At 60.9% G+C, this 22,653-nt stretch carries 17 protein-coding genes and 1 pseudogene; 7 read left to right on the top strand and 11 right to left on the bottom strand.

The features are described 5' to 3' along the window. Nucleotides 1–11 precede the first annotated feature (11 nt). Complete coding sequence (locus LB547_RS22325) at nucleotides 12–1,040, bottom strand: GNAT family N-acetyltransferase (RefSeq protein WP_224646636.1); 1,029 nt, start codon at nucleotides 1,038–1,040, stop codon at nucleotides 12–14. Between the two features lie 132 nt (nucleotides 1,041–1,172). Here LB547_RS22325 and LB547_RS22320 point away from each other — a divergent pair, with 132 nt between their 5' ends. Then, nucleotides 1,173–2,111, top strand: a complete 939-nt coding sequence (locus LB547_RS22320) for an ornithine cyclodeaminase family protein (protein WP_140499525.1) — start codon at nucleotides 1,173–1,175, stop codon at nucleotides 2,109–2,111. Between the two features lie 438 nt (nucleotides 2,112–2,549). On the opposite strand, the gene LB547_RS22315 is transcribed toward LB547_RS22320, so the two are convergent. From LB547_RS22315 to LB547_RS22280, 8 genes and pseudogenes are all read right to left on the bottom strand, one after another. After that, on the bottom strand, nucleotides 2,550–3,872 hold the full coding sequence (locus tag LB547_RS22315) for an NAD(P)/FAD-dependent oxidoreductase (RefSeq protein WP_140499813.1): 1,323 nt from the start codon (nucleotides 3,870–3,872) through the stop codon (nucleotides 2,550–2,552). Between the two features lie 213 nt (nucleotides 3,873–4,085). Further along, nucleotides 4,086–4,754, bottom strand: a pseudogene (locus LB547_RS22310) (integrase core domain-containing protein); the annotation flags it as partial. Between the two features lie 62 nt (nucleotides 4,755–4,816). Beyond that, a complete protein-coding gene (locus LB547_RS22305) occupies nucleotides 4,817–6,067 on the bottom strand; it encodes an NAD(P)/FAD-dependent oxidoreductase (RefSeq protein ID WP_263483435.1) in 1,251 nt (416 codons plus the stop codon). A gap of 115 nt (nucleotides 6,068–6,182) precedes the next feature. Continuing rightward, the gene (locus LB547_RS22300; protein WP_140499530.1) at nucleotides 6,183–7,061 is read right to left on the bottom strand and encodes an ABC transporter permease; all 879 of its coding nucleotides are present in this window, start codon (nucleotides 7,059–7,061) and stop codon (nucleotides 6,183–6,185) included. A gap of 32 nt (nucleotides 7,062–7,093) precedes the next feature. Next, nucleotides 7,094–8,044 (bottom strand): ABC transporter permease, encoded by a 951-nt coding sequence (locus tag LB547_RS22295; RefSeq protein ID WP_140499531.1) that lies wholly within the window; start codon nucleotides 8,042–8,044, stop codon nucleotides 7,094–7,096. 80 nt (nucleotides 8,045–8,124) lie between these two features. Further along, entirely contained in the window at nucleotides 8,125–9,795 is a 1,671-nt protein-coding gene (locus LB547_RS22290) for a peptide ABC transporter substrate-binding protein (RefSeq protein ID WP_140499533.1), read from the bottom strand. Between the two features lie 23 nt (nucleotides 9,796–9,818). After that, nucleotides 9,819–11,483: an ABC transporter ATP-binding protein gene (locus LB547_RS22285; RefSeq protein ID WP_140499535.1), complete on the bottom strand. Its 1,665-nt coding sequence runs from the start codon at nucleotides 11,481–11,483 to the stop codon at nucleotides 9,819–9,821. 791 nt (nucleotides 11,484–12,274) lie between these two features. Next, a complete protein-coding gene (locus LB547_RS22280; protein ID WP_140499537.1) occupies nucleotides 12,275–13,162 on the bottom strand; it encodes a LysR family transcriptional regulator in 888 nt (295 codons plus the stop codon). Between the two features lie 73 nt (nucleotides 13,163–13,235). On the opposite strand from LB547_RS22280, the gene LB547_RS22275 reads away from it, so the two are divergent. The 6 genes from LB547_RS22275 to LB547_RS22250 all read left to right on the top strand — a co-directional run bounded on the left by LB547_RS22275 (nucleotide 13,236) and on the right by LB547_RS22250 (nucleotide 20,119). Beyond that, complete coding sequence (locus LB547_RS22275; protein ID WP_140499539.1) at nucleotides 13,236–14,282, top strand: four-carbon acid sugar kinase family protein; 1,047 nt, start codon at nucleotides 13,236–13,238, stop codon at nucleotides 14,280–14,282. Next, nucleotides 14,279–15,271: a 4-hydroxythreonine-4-phosphate dehydrogenase PdxA gene (gene pdxA / locus LB547_RS22270; RefSeq protein ID WP_140523343.1), complete on the top strand. Its 993-nt coding sequence runs from the start codon at nucleotides 14,279–14,281 to the stop codon at nucleotides 15,269–15,271. The genes LB547_RS22275 and pdxA overlap by 4 nt, the downstream gene beginning before the upstream one ends. Before the next feature lie 21 nt (nucleotides 15,272–15,292). Then, entirely contained in the window at nucleotides 15,293–16,357 is a 1,065-nt protein-coding gene (locus LB547_RS22265; RefSeq protein ID WP_140499543.1) for a cupin domain-containing protein, read from the top strand. A gap of 795 nt (nucleotides 16,358–17,152) precedes the next feature. Continuing rightward, nucleotides 17,153–18,478, top strand: coding sequence for an NAD(P)/FAD-dependent oxidoreductase (locus LB547_RS22260; protein WP_140555434.1), 1,326 nt, complete (start codon nucleotides 17,153–17,155; stop codon nucleotides 18,476–18,478). Nucleotides 18,479–18,558: 80 nt separating this feature from the next. Next, nucleotides 18,559–19,632 (top strand): tartrate dehydrogenase, encoded by a 1,074-nt coding sequence (locus LB547_RS22255; RefSeq protein WP_140523338.1) that lies wholly within the window; start codon nucleotides 18,559–18,561, stop codon nucleotides 19,630–19,632. 10 nt (nucleotides 19,633–19,642) lie between these two features. After that, on the top strand, nucleotides 19,643–20,119 hold the full coding sequence (locus LB547_RS22250; protein ID WP_140499549.1) for an Lrp/AsnC family transcriptional regulator: 477 nt from the start codon (nucleotides 19,643–19,645) through the stop codon (nucleotides 20,117–20,119). 173 nt (nucleotides 20,120–20,292) lie between these two features. On the opposite strand, the gene LB547_RS22245 is transcribed toward LB547_RS22250, so the two are convergent. Continuing rightward, nucleotides 20,293–21,669, bottom strand: a complete 1,377-nt coding sequence (locus tag LB547_RS22245; protein ID WP_140523335.1) for an aspartate aminotransferase family protein — start codon at nucleotides 21,667–21,669, stop codon at nucleotides 20,293–20,295. 13 nt (nucleotides 21,670–21,682) lie between these two features. Next, nucleotides 21,683–22,522 (bottom strand): GNAT family N-acetyltransferase, encoded by an 840-nt coding sequence (locus tag LB547_RS22240; RefSeq protein WP_140523333.1) that lies wholly within the window; start codon nucleotides 22,520–22,522, stop codon nucleotides 21,683–21,685. Nucleotides 22,523–22,653: the final 131 nt, after the last annotated feature.

Below are 22,653 nucleotides of genomic sequence, written 5' to 3'. Positions count from 1 at the left end.
GACCTTGTTTCCTAAATGAACGACTGGTTTGCCAATGCGTACATGTGGGCCAGCCCGTCAGAAACGGGTCGTTGCCCTTTGACCATAGCGGTGGCACTGCCGGTCCGCTTGAGGCCGAGGCTCTCAAGCCAGTCGCCCAATCCATCCTCGGCATAGACGTCGATGCGAACGAATTGATCGCGAAGCTTCGAAAGCTGGGCCAGGATCAGAAGCCGCGCGTCCTCCACGCTTTCGGCCGCACAGGGGCCGACAACATAGCCGCGCCCGAACTTCCTGGCGATGGCGTAGCCGGCAACCCGCCCCGCGCGCTCGATAACGACGACCTTGCCCGCATCGGCGAGCGCAGCCACCATCGCCGTCCGGGGCATGCCGGTGGCCCGTTCGTCGAAGGCCTGGATTGCCGCGAGGTCTAAGACCGTCGCCTGACGGATGTCAGGGGTCGTCTGCGTCACGGCAACAGTCAGCGGGCCCTGGTGCTGAAGTACAGTGCCCCAGGCAGTGAAGCCACGCCGTTTATAGAGCGCGAGCCCCTCTTCGGTCGAATTGAGCAGCACGTGGCGCCCCTGTGTAGCCGCAAGCAATCCATCAAAGAGCCGGGAGCCGTTGCCGCCGCCTTGCGCGGAGCCGGTGACGATGATCATTCCGGCGGAAGCATAGGTCGGTCCGTAGCTCCAGGACATGGCCGTGCCGATCACGTGTCCTCCCCGCTCCAGGACCAGACCATTTCCAACCATTGCGGCAAATTCCCAATCCTCCAGGCGATAGGGCCAGCCCATCTCCTGCGACAGCTTCAACGCGCCCGGCAAATGGCGGGGCTCCAATTTCATCAGCTCCATCTGGTTGCTGACGATGTCTGTGCCATGCTCAATTGCCATAAGTGCAACGCTGTCATTCGATCCAGGATTGAAGTCGCACCTTAGAGTGGCGTCCGGCGGACAGATTTCGCTGCTGTTTTGCGCTTTCAATTCAGCGGGATTGTTCGTTTTAAGCAGTTCCTCGGCATCCCAAATTGCGCAAATCAGGCGAGGACTATCGGGCACCTAGAATCGCTCCGCCTGGTTGCCCTGCGATCGGCTGAGGTCCGCATCGTTCGCCGTGGGGTGCGATTTCAGCCTCGGTAACGCCGTAGCTGCAACCAGCGATAAACGACTGACGCACATGGGGAACTTTGGATGATCTACATCAGCGAGGAGGAATCGGCCGCCCTTGTCACGCATGAGCTTGCTTTCGAGGCGGCGCGGGAGGCTTTCGTGGCAGCAGCGTCGCGGCGGAGCTGGATCTTTCCCGCTGTTCTCGGGCGCACACAGGAGGCAACCAATACCTTCTCAATCAAATCCGGTTCGTCGGATGACCTAACCGGGGTGAAAATTGGCTCCTTCTGGTCGGGCAACCCGGCACGTGGCCTTCCCCGCCACAACTCCACAATCGTGCTGCTCGATCAGCATTCAGGTCGGCTCCGCGCCGTTATCGAGGCTGGGAAGGTCAACGCCTACAGGACGGCCGCAGCCGACGCGGTTGCTGCCGATTTCCTTGCGCGCAAGCAAGCCAAGGTCCTGGCGATATTCGGCGCCGGCAATCAGGCGGGCTTCGAAGTGATGGCGCTGGCACGCATCCGCCCAATCGAAACCGTGCTGGTCGTCGCCCGGCCTTCACCACGGCGCGACGCTCTTCTCGATCAGATCGCGAGAAGGGGCCTGGACGCGCGCGCTGCCTTGCCCGAAGAAGCCGTCCGCGCAGCCGACATCGTGGTCACAGTGACACCCTCACGCGAAGCCCTGTTCGATTCCGCTTGGGTGGGACCCGGAACCCATATCGTCAGCATGGGGTCGGATGCTCCGGGCAAGTGCGAATTGCCGAGAGAACTATTTCCCAGAGCACGTCTCTTTTGTGATCTGCTTTCCCAGTCCGTCCAGATCGGCGAGTTCCAACACGTGCTCGACGAGATCGATGCCGGCGTGCATGCGATAACACCAATCGGCGACGTCATTGAAAGGCGTGCCCCCGGACGCCGCTTCGACTATGAAATCACTGTCTTCGACAGTTCCGGTATCTCTCTCCAGGATCTCTACATGGCCAACGCGCTGATCCGCGCGAAAGCGTCCCACCACTGACCGCCTTCACACCGGCAGATCCCAGCCGACGAATTTTTCCGCTGCACTGGAAAAGACCTTTACAGCCGAGCCGTGGTTCATGGCGCCGCATGGAGCTCAAGACTCCGGTCCACCGCCAACGACCGAATGGCAACCAAGTCCCAGATTCGATAGCCTGAGTGAGAAACCAGCGTCATCGTCGCCATCAGAATTCTGCCATGGACGTTCGTGCCGTAGATCGCCCCCTTGAGGCTAGTCCCAACCAATGGCCGCGTGTGGAGATGTAGTGCATGTGATGGTCTTCGTTGGAGACGCGATCATTCAGCCGGGCCGCAGCGCCGCATGGTCAATGGGCCGCCAGCTTTAGCCGTCAGCGTTGGGCCCGCCACCAGGCGATCTTGTCCTGCAGGCCATAGCGGCGCTTGTTGGTGCGCGTCAGGCCTGACTTCCCACTGATCTTCAGATAGCGGCGATGTCCAGCTTCGAGCCGTCGACCAGACGCGACAGGCGGAACGGTGTAGGATCGACGCAAGGCGTGTCGTTTACGACCAGCTCTGCGGCCAGATAGCCAAGCCCCGGGCCCAAACCGAAGCCGTGGCCCGAGCAGCCCGCCGCGAGGACGAGACCTTTCACCGCGTCCACCTGCGACACCACAGGCACTGCGTCCGGCGTGCAATCGACGAAGCCGCCCCAGGCACTATCGATCTCTATGTCGCCGAGTTGGGGGAAGGTCTTCCGGACACTCTCCACCACTTGGCTTACCAGCCATTTTAAGGGTGGAGGATCCAGCACCCGATTCTGTTCGAAGATCCGATCGTCGCTGGTCAGCAGCGCCGGCATTGAATCCGGCCCCGAAAGGAACGATTGGCCGATGCCGAGCCTGACGTTCTTTAGGCGACGCAAGAATTGCGGCATGAATTCCCGACTATACCGGATAGCTTGGGGCGTGATTTCGAGGTTCGCCTTGCCGCTGATCGCAAGCGTATAGCTGCCGTCCAGTCGGCGCGTGATCGTGCAGTAGGGTGTGGAGACCGCCTCGCCTATGTTGATTGTCGGGGTGGAACGCAGCGCGGTCTGCCGGATGCTTGCTTGGGGGAAACTGATCCCGAGCGGCCTAAGGAAGCGCGAGGACCAGGCGCCAGCGGCGCACAGCACCGCGCCGGTTCTGATGTAGCCCTTCTCCGTGTGCACGCCCGCAATCTTGCCATTGGCCAAGTCGAGCGCCCGCGCGGCGCATTCCTGGTGGATGGTGGCGCCCAGAGCTCTGGCCCCTTCGGCGATAGCCGGCGCGGCGAGCGCAGGTTCTGCCTTACCATCCCGGTCTGAATAGGTCCCGCCGACCCATTTGTCGCGTGCTTCGGGGACGCGCTCGGCCACCTCCGCCCGGCTCAGCATGCGGGTGTCGACCTCGTACTCCCTGGCGACCTCGCGCCACCTTTCCCAGCCGGCGAGCACAGCCTCGTCGTGAGTCGCATAGACGAGACCGCAGCGTCGAAATCCAAGGTCCCGATTGATATCGCGCGTCAGCTCGTCCCACAGTCGCATGGAGATCACCGAGAGCGGCAGTTCGCGCCGATCGCGGTTCTGCTGACGGCACCAACCCCAGTTTCGGCTCGATTGTTCACAGGCGACGTGGCCCTTCTCTAGCAGAGCCACAGAGAGGCCACGCTTCGCCAGGAAATAGGCGGCCGTAGAGCCGAGGATGCCGCCGCCGACGATGACGACGTCGACTTCGGCCGGGAGACGCTCATCGCTGTGAATGCGCTCGACTCGGGGCGACATGTTCCAACCAACCTCGGCTGCCATGAATGCGGAAGCAAAGTTCCGATCAGCCCTTCATCGCATCGTGCGCTCGAAAGAATGTGCCGAAATCATCTAGGACTTCGCCAGATGTGCGGTTTCTTGATCCCTTGACCGATACGATCTGCTCAAGCCCGACCGAGTTCCAGTTCGGCGCAGGGCGGCGTAACCGCTTCGCGAGTCCGTTGGAACGCGCTTGAGGGTCTTGAGCCTGCGTGCGAAGTTGTAGTCGGCGAAGAAGTCCGAGGTGTTACCTGAGCTGATCGTGACTTCCCTAGTAGACGCGTTTGACCGTGGCGTCCTTAATCGTGCGGTACATCCTCTCGACCTGTCCATTGGTCCAATGCTTGGCCTTAGTCGTACGGTGCTCGATGTCGTTCGTGGCGCAGGCATATTCGAAGGCGTGCGCCCAGAAGCGTTCGCCGTTGGCGATAGCCTCATTGATCTGCGGCACGGCCGAGCCTCCGGCATTAGGTGTGGTGAACTGATTCCATCGTCGGTGAGCACTGTGTGGATCTTATGGGGAACGGCCGCGATCAGCCGGAGCAGGAACTCTCGGGAGACGACAGTGGTGGCCTTCTCATGCAATTCCATGAAGGCGCCCTTCGAGGTACGATAGATGGCGACGAACTTGTGCTGCTTGCCCTGATGCGGGATCGTCGGCTGCAACGCATAGAAGCAGTCATCCTGCGGCAGCAGCGTATAGCGTCAAAAGGCGACGATGACGGCCTCTTCATCGACCGTGAGCAGGGTCGACCGCGCCTCCTTCGGCCCAATCGGCAGATCGAGGACACAGATTCGACTCTGCAACTTCGCGACGGTCTTCTGGTTGATTCCATAGCGCTTCGCCAGCGCCCTCAAGCTCCGCGGTGCCTCCAGCCGGGCCGCAGCGACGAATAGTCAAAAAAGGCCGTCACCTTTGGCCGTCAGCGGCTGGCGCGCCAGAAGGCGATACGGTCCTGCAACCGGTAGCCCTGGATAATCGCAGGCATGAACCACGGATCGCCGCGATAGAGCGGGATGGCCGAAGGCGGTCGAAAGTCGAACGCCGTGCGGGACTGCTCGCCATGCCTCATCAGCTTGTGGGCCGCACGCATGCCGATCCATGGCGCCCAGACCACGCCCGAACCGCAGAAGCCGGTGGCATAGACCACACCTTCCTTCTCGAAGATGCGGGGCAGCATATCGCGGTTCATCGCCACGTTGCCGAACCAGCAATGCGAAAGGCGGACGTTTTCCAATTCCGGGAAAAGGTTCACCAAGCCCTTGCGTAGCAGAAGTTTCGGCGCCACCGGATCGCCGACGCGAGAACTGTCGCGCCCGCCCAGCAGAATGCGTTTCCCGTCGGGCGAGGGACGATAATAAAAACCGAGTTGCCGGTTTTCGGTGATCGTCATCAGCTTCGGCATCAGTTGCGCCATGACATCGGGCGCAAGTTCCTCGGTCACGATGATCCGGCTGCGGACCGGAACCAAGCGGCGACGCAGGAACGGAGCGGCGCCGTCGGTATAGCCATTGGTGCAGACCAGAACCTGCCGTGCATCCACCGTCCCTGCCGGTGTCGTGACGCGGAACCCCGAACCATTCCTCTCGATCGATTTGACCGCTGTATGCGAATGGACCGTCAACCCGGATCCGAGCGCCACCCGCAGGAGTTCAGCGTGGAATTTTGCGGGATGCAGCGCGCCAATGTCCATCCGGACGGTTCCACCGCGGTAGAAATCGGTGCCGATATAATTTCGCTGCTCGGCATGCGGAACGGCGTAGGACTGGATCCCCAGTTTCTTCGCCAGTGTCTCGGCGCCACGCGCCATTATCTCATACTGTTGATACCCGAAAGCGCCTTTGAACTGGCCAACCAGCCGGAAGTCGCAGTCGAGCCCTTCGGTCTTGATGAAGTCGTAGAGGAATTCGCGCGCGATCTTGCCCTCGGCCTCGATCGCCATGGCCTTCTCTTCACCGAAGCGCCGGGTGATCGTGGCATGGTCCGGCCGGATGCTGCCGCTCGTAATCCCGCCGTTGCGCGTGGAAGCACCCTCGCCCGGATGCATCGCATCGAAAGCGGCGACCGAGCGCCCCTCGCGCGCCAGCACAAGCCCAGCCGAAAGCCCGGCATAGCCGGCGCCGACAATCACCACATCGAGCTTCTTTGCCAGCGGCTGCCGCGGCAGCGGCATGACGGGCGCCGCTTCCCACCAGTAGGGCGTGTTCTTTTCGGCGACTTTGGGCTCTTGCACGTGACTGACTTCTCTTGATGTTCCAGGGATTAAGAAAGCGGCCGCTCGCGGCACTTCAAATATGGTCGTCCCGGACGTCCAGCGCGTCACGCAGTCCGTCACCAATGAAATTGAAACTGGTCACCGCGATGGTGATTGCAGCTCCGGGAATGATGGCCAGCCAAGGTGCGCTGCCCAGATATTGCTGGGCGCCGTTGAGCATGTTGCCCCAGCTGGGCAATGGCGGCTGAATTCCGTAGCCCAGGAAGCTGATGTAGGCTTCCATCAGAATGGCGCGCGCGACCGTCAGGGTGGAAGCAACGATAATGGGTCCCATGGCGTTGGGCAGTATCTCGCGGAACATGATGTGGGTGCCGCTCAATCCCAGCATGCGCCCGGCCAGGACGAACTCGCGTTCCCGCAACGAGCGGACTTCCGCTTCCACGATACGGGCAACCTCCATCCAACTGGTGAGGGCGATGATGACGGTGATCATCACAGGGCTGGGCTTCAGTGCCGCAGCCAGCGCCAGGAGCAGAAAGATCGAAGGGAACGACAGGAAGCCATCGACCGTGCGCATCAGCGTCGCCCCGATCCAGCCGCCGCGATAGCCGGCGATCACGCCGACAAGCGTGCCGACGAGGGTCGACAACACCATGGCGAAGAAACCCACCAGCAGCGAGATTCGTCCCGCCATCAACAATCTTGCCGCAAGGTCGCGGCCAAGCGGATCAGTGCCCAGAAAGTGGTGGCCCGTCAGCGGTGGGGCAAAGCGGGCCCGCAGATCGATATACAGTGAGTCATAAGGCAGTAGATGGGGGCCGAGCACGCAAGCAAGCACGAGGAAAATGATCATCGCCAACCCGAGCAGCGCCAGGCGGTGTCTCATGAAACGAAGCGCCGCGCGGTTGTTTGTCCATCGGCTTGGAGCTGCATTTGCGGTGAGAGCGGTCATATCGGCTGTCTCCTGTCGGGGAAGTTGCGCGCTCAAGCCAGGCGAATACGTGGATCGACAATAGCGACGACAATGTCGGCGATTAGGTTTCCAAGCAGAACGAGGATGGCCGAGAACATCAAAAGCCCCATCACAACCGGATAGTCGCTATAGCCAAGGCTATCCAGGAACAACCGTCCCATTCCCGGCCAGGTAAAGACGGTTTCGGTCACCAGAGCGCCGGTGAGAACACTGGGAAGCTGCATCCCGGCCAAGGTAATCATCGGCAAGAGTGCGTTGCCGACGACATGCCTCATCAGAATCCGCCGTTCGCTCAATCCCTTGGCCCGAGCCGTCTTGACGAAGTCCTGGCTGATGGCGTCGAGGGTCGCCGTCCGCATGTAGCGGCTCCAGATCGCGACATGGACCAGCGACAGCACGATACTTGGCAGGATCAAATGGTGGAGATATCCCAGGATCGAGGCATCTCCGATCTCGGACATATTGCCCGCGGGCAGCCAGCCCAGCTTCAGGGAAAAGATGTAGATGCCGACGAGTCCGAACCAGAAGGTAGGGACCGACAAAGCGATCATGGCACCGACAGTCGCTAGATAGTCGAATAGCGAGTAGCGGCGTGTGGCGCCCCGAATTCCAATCCAGGCGCCAATGGAGATCGCAATCACGGTTGAAGATCCCATCAGCAGCAGCGTGGCGAACACGTGGCTGCCAATGATCTGCAATACCGGCGCTCCGTCGCGGAAGGAGTGTCCCCAGTCGCCCTGCAGCAGCCGCCATGCCCAGTCCAGGTATTGGATCCATATAGGCCGATCGAGGCCAAGCAATCCCTTCAGCCGCTCGATATCCTGCTGGGTCATTCCGGGATCGAGCCCGAATTGCGCCAGTGGGCCGCCCGGGAGGAGGTTCAGAATGCCGAAGCCGATGATCGAAACGATCACAAGCAGCACCAGGCTCTGCGAGAGGCGATTGAGCAGGAAGCCGCGCATTCTGAGTCCTCCGTTGTGGGTTGGCGATTTTAGGCTGTTGCCGTCGCCGCAGTGAAATCCGGCGACGGCAATAGGATGGATCAGGCCTTCCAGCGCCAGTCTGCGGCATGCCACGACGCGGTGCGCGTGTTGGCATTGGGCTTGAAACCGTCCAACCCTGCCTTGCGTCCGAGCACGTTGGTGATCGCTAACAGCGGCAGGAAGGGCAGATCGTGACGCACCACTTCCTGCACGCGGTTATAGATCCCGTGCCGCTCTTCCTGATCGAAGCTGCGAGCACCCTTTTCAAGCAGGGCATCGACTTCGGGGTTGGAATACTGCCCGGTGTTCGAACCGTGCCCGCCTTGAGCAGCGATTGCCTTCGTATGGAGGCGGTTTGTGGCGTCGGGGTCCGCGGCAATCAGATAGGTAACGCCCACCATGGCGGTGTCGAACTGCGACTTCAGCCAGAATTCGCCCCACATGACCGCAGCCGGCAAGTTCGAGATCGTCATCTCGACGCCGATCTCGGCAAACGTCTGCTGCAGGAACTGCTGCGTCTGCTCGCGAAGATTGTTGCCTGACGTCGTCGAATTGGCAAAGGACAGTCGCACTCCATCCTTGGCGCGAATTCCATCCGGGCCTGGCGCCCAGCCGGCCTCATCCAGAATTTGTCGCGCGCGGTCCATATTGAATTCCTGCGCGGGCAGGTTCGGATTGTAGTAGTAGGACTCCTTCGGCATGAAGGTCTCGGTGAGAGTGCCCACGCCGTAATAGATCGTGTCAACGATCGCTTTCCTGTCCATTGCGGCGTAAAGCGCCTGGCGCACTGCCAGGTCCTTGAACTGCGGGCGCCCCAGATTGAGGTAGATCGACTCCACGGATGCGCCGGTCTCCAGTGTCACCACGCGGTCTGGCAATTCGCGGGCTTCAGCATAATGGTCGGCGGTAATGTAGGATTGATCGACCAGGTCGACGTCGCCGCTCTTGAACTGCGTGTAGAGCACCGTCATATCGGGGATGTATTTGAAGATGAGCTGCTCGACATAGGGGCCCTCGCCGGCATACTCGGGGTTGGCGACGAGCTCGATATGGTCGCCGGCTACCCGTTGGCTCCACTTGAAAGCGCCGGTGCCGATCGGCGCCTGGTTGAACGCCGCTGTATTCGGATCGCCCTCTTTCCCCAGGATGTGCTTGGGCACTATGAAGGTTTCGGCCAGGAACGACAGATAGGGCGCAAAAGCCTCCTTCATCCGCCAGGTGATCTCGGTGGGCGAAACCACCGTAATGTCCTGCACGAGCGAATGGCCGCTTGTACGCCAAGCGCGAAATTTCGGGTTGGTGATGAGCTCAAGGGTGAATTTCACGTCCTCGGCCGTGAAGGGCTCGCCGTCGTGCCAGCGAACATTGTCACGTAACCGGATGCGCCAGTTGAGACCATCCTCCGAAATGCCGCCGTTCTTCTGGCTTGGCACCTCGGCCGCGAGGTTCGGCTGAAGGACACCTTCGGCATCCATCCTGACCAACGCATCGAAAACCGAGAAATGGACCGCGTCATCGACTTCGATATGCGCCATCAGCGGATTGAACACCGTCGGCTCTTGTGAGAGGCCGACGACGACGCGACCGGCCGGGCCCGTGGCAGGGGTCTTGGCGAAAGCGGACTTGCCCAGAAGATTGGGCGCGATCAAGCCTGCAGCCCCCCCTAGCGCCATCAGTCGGAGTGCCTGGCGTCTCGAATAGTTGGATGTAGTCGTTGCATTTTTGGTCATCGTAGTTCCTCTCTTGTTATTTTTCATGCGTTTGCTGCAATGGGACGGGCATTGCCTGGCCGCTCCCCCGGAATCGCCGCCACGAGTTGGCGCGTGTAGGCTGCTTGCGGGTTCAGGAATATCTGCGAGGGCGGTCCGCGCTCGACGATCCGGCCCTTCTGCATCACGGCGATTTCATCGCAGATTTGGCTGGCGACTCGCAGGTCGTGCGTGATGAAGACCATCGATACGCCAGTCTCGCGCTGGATCTGGTCCAGAAGCTGCAGGATCTGCGCCTGGATCGACACGTCGAGCGCGGAAACCGCCTCATCGGCAATGAGCAGCTTCGGTTTGAACATCAGCGCGCGCGCGATGCCTATGCGCTGGCGTTGCCCACCCGAGAACTCGTGCGGATAGCGGCCGAAGGCGCCGACATCGAGACCGACATGGGCCAGGAGCGCCCGCGCTTCCTCGCGCGCTTGGGCGTAAGGCATTCCGTGTGCCACCGGACCGACCGTGATGATATGGCCGACCGTTGAGCGTGGGTTCAGAGACGCGAAGGGATCCTGGAAGATCATCTGGATCCGCGGTCGAAGTGGGCGGAACTTCGCTTCGGAAAGCTTGGCGATGTCAGATCCCTCGAACAAAATCTCGCCGCCGTCGCTGTCCAGCAATTTGATCAGAAGCCGGCCCAGCGAGGATTTTCCTGAACCGCTCTCGCCTACGACGCCCAGGGTGCGGCCTTGCGCCAGTTCGAACGAAACCTCGTTCACCGCCATCACAATCCGCTGCGCTCCGAATAGCGCGCTGCCGCCACGATAGGTCTTCACCAGACCTTCGACTTTCAGGATCGGCTCCTTGCTGGCGGCTTCCGCACGAGGGCGATCTTCGCCGGTCAGATGCGGTACGGCCGCGATCAGGCGCTGCGTATAGGGATGCTTGGGCGACTTCAGCACCTGCTCGGCGCTGCCCTGCTCGACGATGTGACCTTTTTCCATCACCACGACGCTGTCGGCGATCTCCGCCACCACGCCAAAATCGTGGGTGATGAACATCACGCTCATGCCCTTGCGGCGCTGAATGTCGCGGATCAACTCCAGAATCTGTGCCTGGGTGGTCACGTCGAGCGCAGTGGTTGGCTCATCGGCGATCAGCACCGTCGGCTCGAGCGCCAAGGCCATGGCGATCATGACGCGCTGTCGCTGCCCGCCCGAAAGCCGGAAAGGGTACTGATGATACATGAGTTCGGGGTCAGGCAGGCCCACTTCAGTGAGCAGCTCGATGGCGCGGTCGCGGCAGGTTTTTGGCGTGCCGTATCCATGCGCGGCCATGACCTCGTCAATCTGCGCGCCCACGGTCATCAGGGGATTGAGCGCCGAGAGCGGATCCTGAAAGATCATCGACACGACCCGACCACGCAGGTTGCGCAGCTTGTCGGGCGACATGCCGATGATGTTCATCCCCTCCAACTGTATTGAACCCGATGAGAGGCGGATCACCTTGGGCAGGAGCCCCATGATCGCGTTCGCCGTGACCGACTTGCCTGATCCGGACTCGCCTATGATGCAGAGGATCTGGCCGCGTTTCAGATCGAACGAGATATTCTCGACCGCATGGACCCGCTCCATCCCGGCCGGCAGGCTTACGGTCAGATCGCGCACCGAAAGCGCTATGTCATGGGGGGCAACAGCCTGGATGCTTGCGACCATCTGGATCAGATCCCCTTCAACCGAGCGGGTCCACGCTGTTGCGGACCGCATCATCGCCCTTTGAGCAGAAGCGCCTCACCGCAACAGCCGTAGCCTGGGCATCTCGACGCTTCGCACGCTGAGGCCGCGAGAGACGGGTTCTGCTCATCCAGGCCACTCCCTTATGAAAATCCGGCCGTGTACCGAACTGTGTTCCCTTTTCTTGGAGAACTCACCGATGGGGCAAACTGTGCCTTATCGGATGTCCTCTGGAGCCTGCCCGCCATAAAGAGGTTGGCTCCGTTCTTTCAGCCAGTTTGACTGTTCTGTTTCCGCAGAGTCATCGAAACTTGGCCCGCGAGCAGCACGAACTTCTGAAAAGAGCGTCCGAATTGGCATTTCACTCTGTTTGGCTTGATGATGATAGCGTGGGATAGGTGAGAGTCTGAGAGTGATTGCCCCAAAAATGAATGAGCAATGAGGCCAGCCGCCGTGCCGACCTGTCCAAGGCGGGCACGGCATTCCTTGTCACAGGAATTTGCACGATCCGCCGCGCCGGGATTTTCCGCATTTGAAATGGATTGGCACCCATCCAGGCGTTGAAGGTAGGTAGTAACCGGCGTCACCTGTACGAAGCCCGTGATGCGCCCATGCGATGCCTCATCAGGATGCCTGTAAAATGGTAGTGCGGAACCAAGCACGGCAAACTGTGCCGCTCATCGAGAAACTCTACCCGGCCTATCAATGCTCGGTTGCTGCTTTTCGATGCCGGTCGACCACATTCAGCTAGGCGAAGCTCGCAGGGCGCTCTTTCAAAGGTGCTGGGGGCTCAGGCCGCTGAACTGCGCTTGGAGCCACTCTGCGAGTTCAAACTCCACACCTTGCAGTTCACTCGACCCCAACCATATCAACCCATATTGACTGCCGTCGGGGTCAAAGCCAGCAGGCGCCGCCAGGCTTCCTCGTTCCACATCGTCAACCGCGAGTACGAGCGGACTGAGGGCTACACCCAAGCCTGCGGACGCTGCCTCGACGATCAGCGCGTGATTGTCGTAGTATCGCATTTCTGTGGGTCGACGCGCCGACGGATGGGTCTTCAGCCATTGCGCCCACGCGTCAGGTCGAGTCTTCGACCCGAGAGCGAGATAGTCGCCACGTTCGAACGCTGGCACCACTTCCGGCCTCATAACGGGCCCAACCGTTTCGGGGAAAAGGGTCCGGACGTTCCATGTCTCGGGCACAGCGAAGTCCAGCCGTCGAATAGCGAGATCGACCTGTTTCTTGCGAAATTCCACAAGCCCACCACCCACGGAGAGGTGGAGGGCCATGTTCGGATGCGCCACTTGAAGCGCCGCCAGGCGCGGAATAAGCCAACGCATGGCAACTGAAGGCTCGCAGGAGAGCACAAGGGCATTCTTCCCGGCATTGGCGGTACGCAGGCTTTGCACTGTGGTGGCCAACTCACCGAAGAACTTCCCGAGAGTCAGGTTGAGTGTCTCGCCAGCCGGGGTGAGCCGCAGGCCTCGCCCATTCTTTTCAAACAACCTGACCCCGATGTCATGGGCGAGTTTGGTGATACGGCGACTCACGGCGCCGTGCGTGAGCGCAAGCGAGTCTGCTGCAAGCCGGACCGAACCCAGCCGCGCTGTTGCTTCGAACGCTCGCAGGTCGTCGAGCGAAGGTATGTCCGAGCGATCCATCAGTGACAATCTATCACCGATTTCGTCAGAAACTATCGCTATTCATACTTGGCGACGTTTTGTTAATTGATGCATGCGCACCCATCATCAACCCAGCATAGCGGTCCTCGCCGATGACCTCACCAGCGCGGCAGATGGCGCAGCACCTTTCGTCGCCCGCGGCTTGACTGCATCGATCGGCAGACGCCAGCTTCCGAACCAAGCGGCAGCGGTAATCGCAGTCGATAGCGGTTCGCGGTCTGCTACTTCGTCGCAAGCGTTCGAGGCGGTCGCTCGATTGACCGCACGACTTGCCAGCCGTGCCGTGCTCTATAAAACGGTGGACTCCACTCTACGCGGCCACATAACGGAGGAGCTTGAAGCATGTTTTGCGGCGAGCGGCCGCAAATCGCTGCTCTTCGCGCCGGCGTTCCCCCAGGCCGGACGTACGACAGTGAGGGGCATTCAGTTCGTTGACGGCATCCCGGTGTCGGAAAGTGCGTATAGCCATGACCCCGTGCATCCCGTGCGGCATTCCGCGCTAGTCGACCTGGTCCCCAACTGCATCAAGAATGTCAGGCTGCTTGATGCAGAAACGCAGGAAGAACTCGATTCGCAGATTGCTTCCATCGAGGATCCAGAGTCGGTCCTTTGGGTTGGTTCTCCCGGAATGGCTGCAGCCCTATCGCGGCGTTTTGTGCAAGCGAAGACCCCACCGCCATTGCTCGATGGCATCAGTAGCGATGTCTTGGTCGTCATTGGGAGCGCAAATTTGCGCAGTCATCAGCAGGCAGACCAACTCCAGGAGGTCAGGGGCGTGATGCTGCTGCGCGGACCAAGGGCGCGCGAGGCGGACTCGGCAGCGGTGCTGCGCCGTATCGCACAAGACGCAGCGCAAGAGCTTCAAAGCCCACGCTTCGGCGCTTTGATCGCCACCGGCGGCGACACGATGGACGCGATCCTGGATCTTCTCAACGTCCGTGAGTTCGAGATCCTGCAAGAACTCGATCCCGGATTCCCACTTGGTCTCGCCAGGCTTGGCGATGGGCGCTCGCTCCTGTTCGCGATGAAGGCCGGTGGCTTTGGCAGTGACGACGCCCTGACGCGCGCCGTCGCGCGGATACGTGGAGCAACCCAATGAAGAACATTCCCCCGCTTGCTCTCACGATGGGCGACGCCTCCGGCATTGGACCGGAGATCGTGGCGAAGGTGCTTGCGAAGGGCGGCGAACGCGTCGTCGTGTTCGGCAGCTATGTTGTCATGCAGGATATTGTACGCCGGCTCGGGTTGAACATCGAGGTGCGACGCATCAACGCTGCCGATGCAGCTCAATTCGAGCCGCGGCGAATTGAAGTTATCGAAACCACCCGCATTACCGGGTCCCCACCAATCGGGCGTATCAGCGCGATCTCCGGGCAGGCGGCCTTCGACGCCATCGTTGCAGCGATCGCAGCAGCGAAGTCCGGACAAGTGAGCGGCATCGTCACGGCCCCGATCAATAAAGAGGCGATGGCCAGCGCGGGAATCCGCTACCCCGGCCATACCGAAATTCTGGCCGACTACGGCTGCGCCAAGCGCGTGGCGATGATGCTTGCGAACGATGACATCCGCACGGTGCTCGTCACGATCCACACGTCGCTGAGCAAGGCGATCGAACAGGGCGATTTCGACGCTCAGCTATCCGCCATTCGGCTCGCCCACGACGGTGGAAAAGCTCTCGGCTTCGCGATCCCGCGTGTCGCCGTAGCAGGTCTCAATCCGCACGCAGGTGAAGGCGGCCTCTTCGGGGACGAGGAAATCCGGATCATACAACCTGCAATCGACGCGGCCCGAGCCGAGGGCATCGACGCCACTGGCCCTTATCCGGGCGACACCGTCTTCATGCAAGCACGTCAAGGCCGATTCGATGTTGTGGTGGCACAATACCACGATCAAGGGCTGATCCCTGTGAAGTATCTCGGGCTGGAAAAGGGCGTGAACATCACGCTTGGCCTGCCGTTCGTCCGCACCAGCCCAGATCATGGCACGGCCTTCGACATCGCGGGCCGGGGGATTGCAGACCAGGCCAGCTTGGAAACGGCGCTTGCCTACGCCAAGCGGCTGGTAGCGGCGCGAACCAAAACGAACTAGATTCGAAAGGAACCACCACCGATGGGGTTACGCTTTATCTTCATGCTTACGCGCAATGACCGCACGGTTCCGGACGCGTCGCAGCAACTTCAAACCGCGCTCAGCTTTGGCGTGCGGCACATCGGGTTCAAAGACATCGGCGTGCCGATCGAGCAGCTGAAAGGCCTCAATGCAGCCATCAGGACGGGCGGTGCAACTTCCTATCTGGAAGTCGTGTCACTGGACCGCGAAAGCGAAATTGCTTCGGCAAAGGCAGCTGCCGCAATCGGCGTTGACGTTCTTCTTGGTGGCACGCGGGTCGACGATGTGCTGCCGATCCTCAGGGACACCGGCATCCAGTACTTCCCGTTTCCGGGTCGGATTGCCGGTCATCCGAGCGTGCTTGAAGGCGCCATCGACGAAATTGTCGAAAGTGCCAAGACGATTGCAGGGCGCGATGGAGTGCATGGCCTGGACCTGCTGGCATACCGTTCGGCGCAGAACGTGCCCGAGTTGATGAAGGCTGTCTGCGCTGCGGTCACCAAGCCTGTCTACATTGCAGGTTCGATCGACACCCCTGAACGAATCGCAGTCGTCCAAAGCGCAGGCGCAGCTGGTTTTACGATTGGGACTGCGGCTTTGGATGGCAAGTACCCGGCCAATGGGAATGACCTACCAAGCCAACTCACCGCGATCATTCGCGACGTCGCTGCCCTGAACAAGCACCTTTCGCCAATTCACAAGAAGAATTTGTCAATTGAGTTTGCCGGGCTGCACGCGCCTTGGGAGCCTAAAGTCGAGGTGCATGTCAACAACATGCAAATCCAGGTCGCCCTGTTCAAGGGAAGCTCTAACTGGTCATTTCGGCAGCACGACGATCAGCTGTTCTTCGTTCACCGGGGACGCCTGCTCATGAAATTTCGTGACCGTGAAGAGATCATCGAACCCGGAGAGTTCATCGTCGTTCCATATGGCGTTGAGCACAGTGCGGTGGCCTTGGGCGAGGAAGGATGTGAAGTGTTGCTGGCAACGTCAACCGCTCTACCCTGCTACCCACCCGCGGGAACTGATCTCGCACACTCTGAGCGATCCCAGTTGACTGCTTAGCACGACGGAACCGACTGCTAGGTTTCAGTGAAATCATGACGCAAGGCGCAAGAGCAATCATGACCGTGGCTATAGTGCTGCATCGCGCCGACGGCGCACCCGTTGCAAGCTCTTTCCGCAGGGCAGCGTTCGGCAAGGACGACCCCTTGGTGGGGCATCGCGAAATCGCCTGGGAAGGACCGGACTCGATGATCGTGGGCCGAACCAGCTTTATTGGTGAGCTCGAAGTCGCAAGCTTCCCCCACATCGAAACCATCGTCGTGGTGGAAGGAGAGCTGATCCCCACGGCGACCGGGACGGCCCGCTGGTGCTCGGGCCGCAAGCGGGCGTTGTCATCGGATGTGGCACCGCGCTTCGGATCCAGAGCGGATCAGGCGTGCGGTTTTCGTTCTGCGCAGCCGCTTGCGACAAACCGACGAAGCCCGGCCTTGTCCAACTGTTCGCCGACGCCGACATCAAGCCGTCTGCTTCGCTACCGGCCGAGGCCTTGCTTGGCCCGGCCCCGCAATGCCGCAGCGACAACGTCTTCTCCAGCGACGGCGCGGATTGCCATGCGGGCACGTGGGATTCGACCCCATAGGCCGCTTACGCAATCGACGCCCCTTCACACGAGATGGCTTTGAGGCTTCAGCCTACCTCCCCTCTGTGAGGTGGGACGCCAGCGAGCTTTTCACGCAATAATTTGCATGTCCTAAGGCTCACTAACCGCAGGATATTCCGTCCAGGCACACAACTCCGCAGCCTGTCTATTCTCGGCGCGGGTTAGAATGCTTCAGAGTAACCGGAGTCCCGTAGATGCCCGCGCCGCTAATGCACATCGAGTGCAGCCCTTCCCTGCCCCGCGAGGCGGACGTCGTCGTGATCGGCGGCGGCGTCGTGGGCGTGTTCACGGCGTATTATCTCGCACGCCGCGGCTTCAGCGTCGCCCTGGTCGAGAAAGGGCGGGTGGCCGCCGAGCAGTCCAGTCGAAACTGGGGCTGGTGCCGCCAGCAGAACCGTGATGCGCGCGAGCTGCCGATGGCGACCAAGAGCCTCGATCTCTGGGAGAAGGTGGCACAGGAGACTGGCGAGAACACTGGATTTCGCCGGTGCGGGCTCCTCTATCTCTCACAAGACGAAAATGAGCTGGCGGGCTGGGCGAAGTGGCGTGACTTCGCCGGGACAGTGGGCGTTACGACGCATGTGCTGAGCGCGGAGGAAGCCACCGAGAAGGGCAAGGTGACCGGACGCAAGTGGAAGGGCGGCGTTTTCTCACCGACTGACGGAACGGCGGATCCGTCCAAGGCAGTGCCGGTTGCCGCCCGCGGTATCATGGCGGCCGGCGGTACCGTCCATCAGCATTGCGCGGCGCGCGGGCTGGAGTTGAGCGCTGGCAGGGTCAGTGGCGTCGTTACGGAAGCGGGAACCATCCGTACGAAGACCGCGGTCATGTCCGGAGGCGCGTGGGCTTCCTCCTTCTGCAACCAGCTTGGTATGCGCTTCCCGCAAGCTGCCGTGCGTCAATCCATTCTAGCCGTGGCGCCAGGCGCAAGCGGCCTGCCCGATGCCCTGCATACAGCGAGCGTCTCGCTGACGCGGCGCAGCAACGGTGGATACACGCTGGCTATCAGCGGGCGGGCTCGCGTCGATCCAACGCCGCAGCAGTTCAGGTTCAGCCGCGAGTTTATCCCGATGTTCGCCCGCCGCTGGCGCAATCTCGCCCCGGGCGCCTTCGAGGGCTGGCGCCAAGGCCATGAAAGCCTGCGCAAATGGGGCCTTGACGATATTACGCCAATGGAACGGAACCGGATTCTCGACCCGAAGCCCGACATGGGACAGATTCGACTGACATATCGAAGAGCCTGTGAATTGATCCCCGAACTCCAGCGCGTCGCAATCTCCGATGCCTGGGCGGGCTATATCGACAGTACACCCGACGGCATTCCCGCGATCGGTGAAGTGGAGGGGATTCCGGGCTTCATCCTGGCGGCGGGATTCAGTGGTCACGGCTTCGGCATTGGCCCCGGCGCGGGGCATATGATCGCCGACATCATTACAGGCAGCGAGCCTATTGTCGACCCGCGTCCTTATAGGCCCGAACGCCTGAAGACCGCTGCGTGGGGCAAGGTCGCTGAATTCTGAGAAGATCAACTTACAGGTAACAATCGGTCGCACACGAGATTAAGGCTGCGAGCAGCCGTGCTGAAAACAGGGAAGTGACGATGCGCGAATACGAGATTGCCGCCATTCCTGCCGACGGGATCGGCCCGGAGGTGATCGCCGCCGGTCTCCAGGCGCTTGAGGCGCTGCAGCAGCGCTGCGGCGACTTCAAGCTGCGCGTCCAGCACTTCGACTGGGGCTCGGACTACTACAAGGCCAATGGCCGGATGATGCCCGAAGATGGAGTGGCGCAACTGAAGCGCTTCGATGCCATCTTCTTTGGTGCGGTCGGCGCTCCCGATGTGCCCGACGACATCACGCTTTGGGGTCTCCGGCTGCCGATCTGCCAAGGCTTTGATCAATACGCGAATGTGCGGCCGACCAGGATATTGCCGGGCATCGTTTCGCCGCTGGCGGGCGTTGGCCCCGGCGATCTGGATTGGGTGATCGTGCGGGAGAATTCGGAGGGTGAGTATTCCGGCCATGGCGGCCGTGCCCACCGCGGCCTCCCAGAGGAGGTCGGAACCGAAGTCGCGATCTTCACGCGCGTCGGGGTCACGCGCATCATGCGCTATGCATTCCGGCTGGCGCGGTCACGGCCGCGAAAGCTCCTGACTGTGGTTACGAAATCCAACGCGCAGCGTCACGGCATGGTAATGTGGGATGAAATCGCAGCCGAGGTGGCGCAAGAGTTCCCAGACGTCTCGTGGGACAAGATGCTGGTTGATGCTATGACGGTGCGTATGACACTCAAACCTCGCAGCCTCGATACGATCGTCGCCACCAATCTTCACGCCGACATTTTGTCGGACCTTGCGGGCGCGCTGGCGGGCAGTCTCGGCGTTGCACCGACCGCCAACATTGATCCCGAGCGGCGCTACCCCTCGATGTTCGAGCCAATTCACGGATCGGCCTTCGACATCGCCGGCAAAGGTATTGCCAACCCGGTCGCCACCTTCTGGACCGCTGCCCAGATGCTCGAACATCTGGGCGAAAGCGCAGCCTCCGTCCGGTTGATGAGCGCAGTGGAAACAGTGACCAGTGAGGGCGTGCTGACGCCGGACGTGGGTGGCACAGCGACCACGCAGGACGTGACGGACGCCGTCTGCCGGACGATCCGCAGTTCGAACGTGTGACAGGTTTGCGATGAAGCTCGACAAGATCGACATCAAGATCTTATCCCAACTGCAAAAGAACGGGCGGGTCACCAACGTCGAGCTTGCCGACCTGGTCAACCTCTCGCCGAGCCCTTGCCTGATGCGGGTGAAAAAGCTTCAGGCGGAAGGCTTCATTACCGGCTATTCCGCCCAGATCGATGTGTCCAAGCTCGGACAGACTCTAACGATCTTCACCGAGGTCACGCTCAAGCACCATCAACAAAACGACTTCGCGAGGTTTCTCACAGCCGTTCAGAAAGTGGATTCCGTCATCGAATGCCATCTGATTTCGGGCGGGTATGATTATCTTGTGAAGTTCGTCACAGCGGGCATAAGCGAGTATCAGACGATCATGGAGCGCATGCTCGAACTGGATATCGGGATCGACAAATATTTCAGCTTCGTCGTGCTGAAGTCACCGATCGTAAAATCCCATTTGCCTCTCGATGTCATTTTCGACAAATGAAAAGCCGCTCCGCGGTCTGAACACCTGGAGCGCGCGCCGGTGTTTTCTTCTGCTGAGGTCCCATAGCTGCAACTTGCTTGGCACCTGGCGGAATGCGGCACCACCCTGAGGGTTTGCTTCGTCCCCGCTCGGCGTCTGCCGCCTGGACGGGGGAGCTCCGGCGATGGCGAGGATCAGCCCTTCATCGCCGCCCGCACATCCTTGTCTTCGAGGGTTTGATCCAGCGTCATCCGGGTGCGTTCCAGGATACCATCGATTTCGTCGTCCGTGCAGCAGAGCGGTGGTGCAAAGCCGAGAATGCCGCTGTTGAAGGCGCGAATGACAAGGCCATTCTCCCAAGCGCGGTCGAAGATGCGGCGTCCCGGATCTGCCGCCGCCGGCAGCGGCGTTTTGCGCGCCTTGTCGGTCACCAGTTCGACCGCGGCCAGCATGCCGCGACCGCGAATATCGCCAACCAGCGGGTGATCGGCGAGCGAGCGGAGGCCCTTCATCAGGCGCCTCCCGGCCTTCCGGCCGTTCTCGAGCAAGCCATCTTCATAGAGACGCAGGCATTCCAGCCCGACCGCCGCGCTCACCGGATGGGCTGAGTAGGTATAGCCGTGGCCGACAGCCGTTTTGCCGGCCCCGTCCGCGATCGTATTGTAAACATGGTCGGTCATGAAGACGGCGCCCATCGGCACGTAGCCCGACGTCAGTCCTTTTGCCGTGGTCATCAAATCCGGCACGACCTCGTCTTCCTCACATGCGAACAGGGGCCCGGTGCGGCCGAAGGCGGTGATGACTTCGTCGGCAACGAACAAGACGTCGTGTTCTTTGCACACGGCGTGCAGTGCCTTCAGCCAGCCTGCCGGTGGAACCAGGACACCGCCCGAACCCTGGATGGGTTCGGCGTAGAAGGCCGCGACGCGATCAGCACCCAGTTCGGCGATCTTGTCCCGCAGTGCCGCGACCGATGCGTTGATGATCGCCTGCGGGTCGGAACCGACCGGATTGCGATAGGCGTAGTGCGAAGGTATCTTGTGCTGCCAGTCGTAAGGCACGCCGAAGCCAGCATGGAAAGCCGGAAGCGCGGTCAGACCTGCGCCAACCGTAGAGGATCCATGGTAGCCATACTCGACCGAGATAAACTGGTCTTTTCGCGGCGTCCCCTTGGCATGGTAGTAATAGCGAACGAAACGGATCGTGCTGTCAATCGCGTCGGAACCGCCCAGCGTGAAATAGACATAGTTCAGATCGCCAGGCGCCAGTTCGGCAAGGCGCGCTGCGAGACGAATGGCGGGCTCAGATCCTAGCCCGAAATATCCTGTCGCATAAGGAAGCTCTCTTAGCTGCTTCGCCGCTGCTTCGACGACGCTTTCTTGCCCGTATCCGATGTTGACACACCAGAGACCCGCGAACCCGTCCAGCAAGGTTTTCCCGCTTGCCTCGGTCACCGTTGCGCCCTTGGCGGATTTGAGCACCCGCACGCCCGTCTCTTCATGGCTCCGATAGCTTGAAAATGGGTGAACCAGATGTGCACGATCGAGTTCGATCAATGAGTTGGCCAGCATTTCTTCCTCCGATTCAGCCTAGCGCCTGACTAACGAGCGCATAAGTTTGGTGTGACCTGATTTCGACCTTCGGCTCGTCTGCGGTTCGTCGCATCGTGATGCCACCGCCGACGTGGGCCAGCCCGCGACGGGTGAGCCACTCGCCGAGAGCCGTGGATTCGTCGGTGTCGATACGGACAAACTCGCCCGCACTGTCGGCCAGCAGGAAGTCGATCAGGCATCTCGCTTCGTGAAGCTTCCTCCCCACCACCGGCCCAATCACCAGCCCTCGGCCAAACCGACGAACTGCGGCAAACGCCTGAACATTGCCTTCATCGCGAACGACGGCGAACTTCGCGCGCTCGCGCAACGAGCGCATGAGCGCCGACCGGTCATGACCAAACGCCGCGCGATCCAGAGCAACAAGGCGCGCGTGGTCGCCGTCCTTGCCCCATGACACATGTGCCGGTGCGTCTACAGACGGCGCCAGGCCCTGGTGTTGCACGATCTTGCCGGTCGCGACGAATCCCAGCTTCTCGTAGAGCGCGAGCCCTTCCTGCGTCGCCACCAAATAGCAGGTGCGCCCGCCTGCCTTGGCAAGCGCCTCCTCCATCAGCTTGCGACCGAGCCCGCGACCACGCATTGCGGCATCGACAATGACCATGTTGACGGTGGCGGCATCGTCGCCATAGGGCGTCATCAAGATCGTCCCCACCACGCGTCCTTCCTCCTGGACAACGACGCCTTGGCTGAGCGATTGCATCAGTTCCCAGTCTTCACGACGGTGCGGCCATTCAACATGACGTGACAATTCGAGAGCATCCCTCAGATGCGCGAATGTCATCGTTTCCAGCGTAATTTGCTGCGTGGTCATGGTTCAGTCCGGGCCTGAATTCTCTGAGCTCAAGGTAGGCTGCCGCAGACAGCAGTTCCTTCCGACCAGGAGCTGAGCGATAGGTGTTTTGACTTTCCTTTGCCGCCGGCGCCGCATGTTATGCGGACGGA

It is taken from the genome of Mesorhizobium sp. B264B1B, assembly GCF_020165765.1.
In the GTDB taxonomy this organism is placed as follows: domain Bacteria; phylum Pseudomonadota; class Alphaproteobacteria; order Rhizobiales; family Rhizobiaceae; genus Mesorhizobium.
This window is presented reverse-complemented; position numbering and strand designations above follow the sequence as displayed.

Coding starts and splice junctions, on each gene's coding strand:
- LB547_RS22320 (WP_140499525.1), top strand. CDS start 1,173: ATGATCTACATCAGCGAGGAGGAATCGGCCGCCCTTGTCACGCATGAG.
- LB547_RS22315 (WP_140499813.1), bottom strand. CDS start 3,872: ATGTCGCCCCGAGTCGAGCGCATTCACAGCGATGAGCGTCTCCCGGCC.
- LB547_RS22305 (WP_263483435.1), bottom strand. CDS start 6,067: ATGCCGCTGCCGCGGCAGCCGCTGGCAAAGAAGCTCGATGTGGTGATT.
- LB547_RS22300 (WP_140499530.1), bottom strand. CDS start 7,061: ATGACCGCTCTCACCGCAAATGCAGCTCCAAGCCGATGGACAAACAAC.
- LB547_RS22295 (WP_140499531.1), bottom strand. CDS start 8,044: ATGCGCGGCTTCCTGCTCAATCGCCTCTCGCAGAGCCTGGTGCTGCTT.
- LB547_RS22290 (WP_140499533.1), bottom strand. CDS start 9,795: ATGACCAAAAATGCAACGACTACATCCAACTATTCGAGACGCCAGGCA.
- LB547_RS22285 (WP_140499535.1), bottom strand. CDS start 11,483: ATGGTCGCAAGCATCCAGGCTGTTGCCCCCCATGACATAGCGCTTTCG.
- LB547_RS22280 (WP_140499537.1), bottom strand. CDS start 13,162: ATGGATCGCTCGGACATACCTTCGCTCGACGACCTGCGAGCGTTCGAA.
- LB547_RS22275 (WP_140499539.1), top strand. CDS start 13,236: ATGCGCACCCATCATCAACCCAGCATAGCGGTCCTCGCCGATGACCTC.
- pdxA (WP_140523343.1), top strand. CDS start 14,279: ATGAAGAACATTCCCCCGCTTGCTCTCACGATGGGCGACGCCTCCGGC.
- LB547_RS22265 (WP_140499543.1), top strand. CDS start 15,293: ATGGGGTTACGCTTTATCTTCATGCTTACGCGCAATGACCGCACGGTT.
- LB547_RS22260 (WP_140555434.1), top strand. CDS start 17,153: ATGCCCGCGCCGCTAATGCACATCGAGTGCAGCCCTTCCCTGCCCCGC.
- LB547_RS22255 (WP_140523338.1), top strand. CDS start 18,559: ATGCGCGAATACGAGATTGCCGCCATTCCTGCCGACGGGATCGGCCCG.
- LB547_RS22250 (WP_140499549.1), top strand. CDS start 19,643: ATGAAGCTCGACAAGATCGACATCAAGATCTTATCCCAACTGCAAAAG.
- LB547_RS22245 (WP_140523335.1), bottom strand. CDS start 21,669: ATGCTGGCCAACTCATTGATCGAACTCGATCGTGCACATCTGGTTCAC.
- LB547_RS22240 (WP_140523333.1), bottom strand. CDS start 22,522: ATGACCACGCAGCAAATTACGCTGGAAACGATGACATTCGCGCATCTG.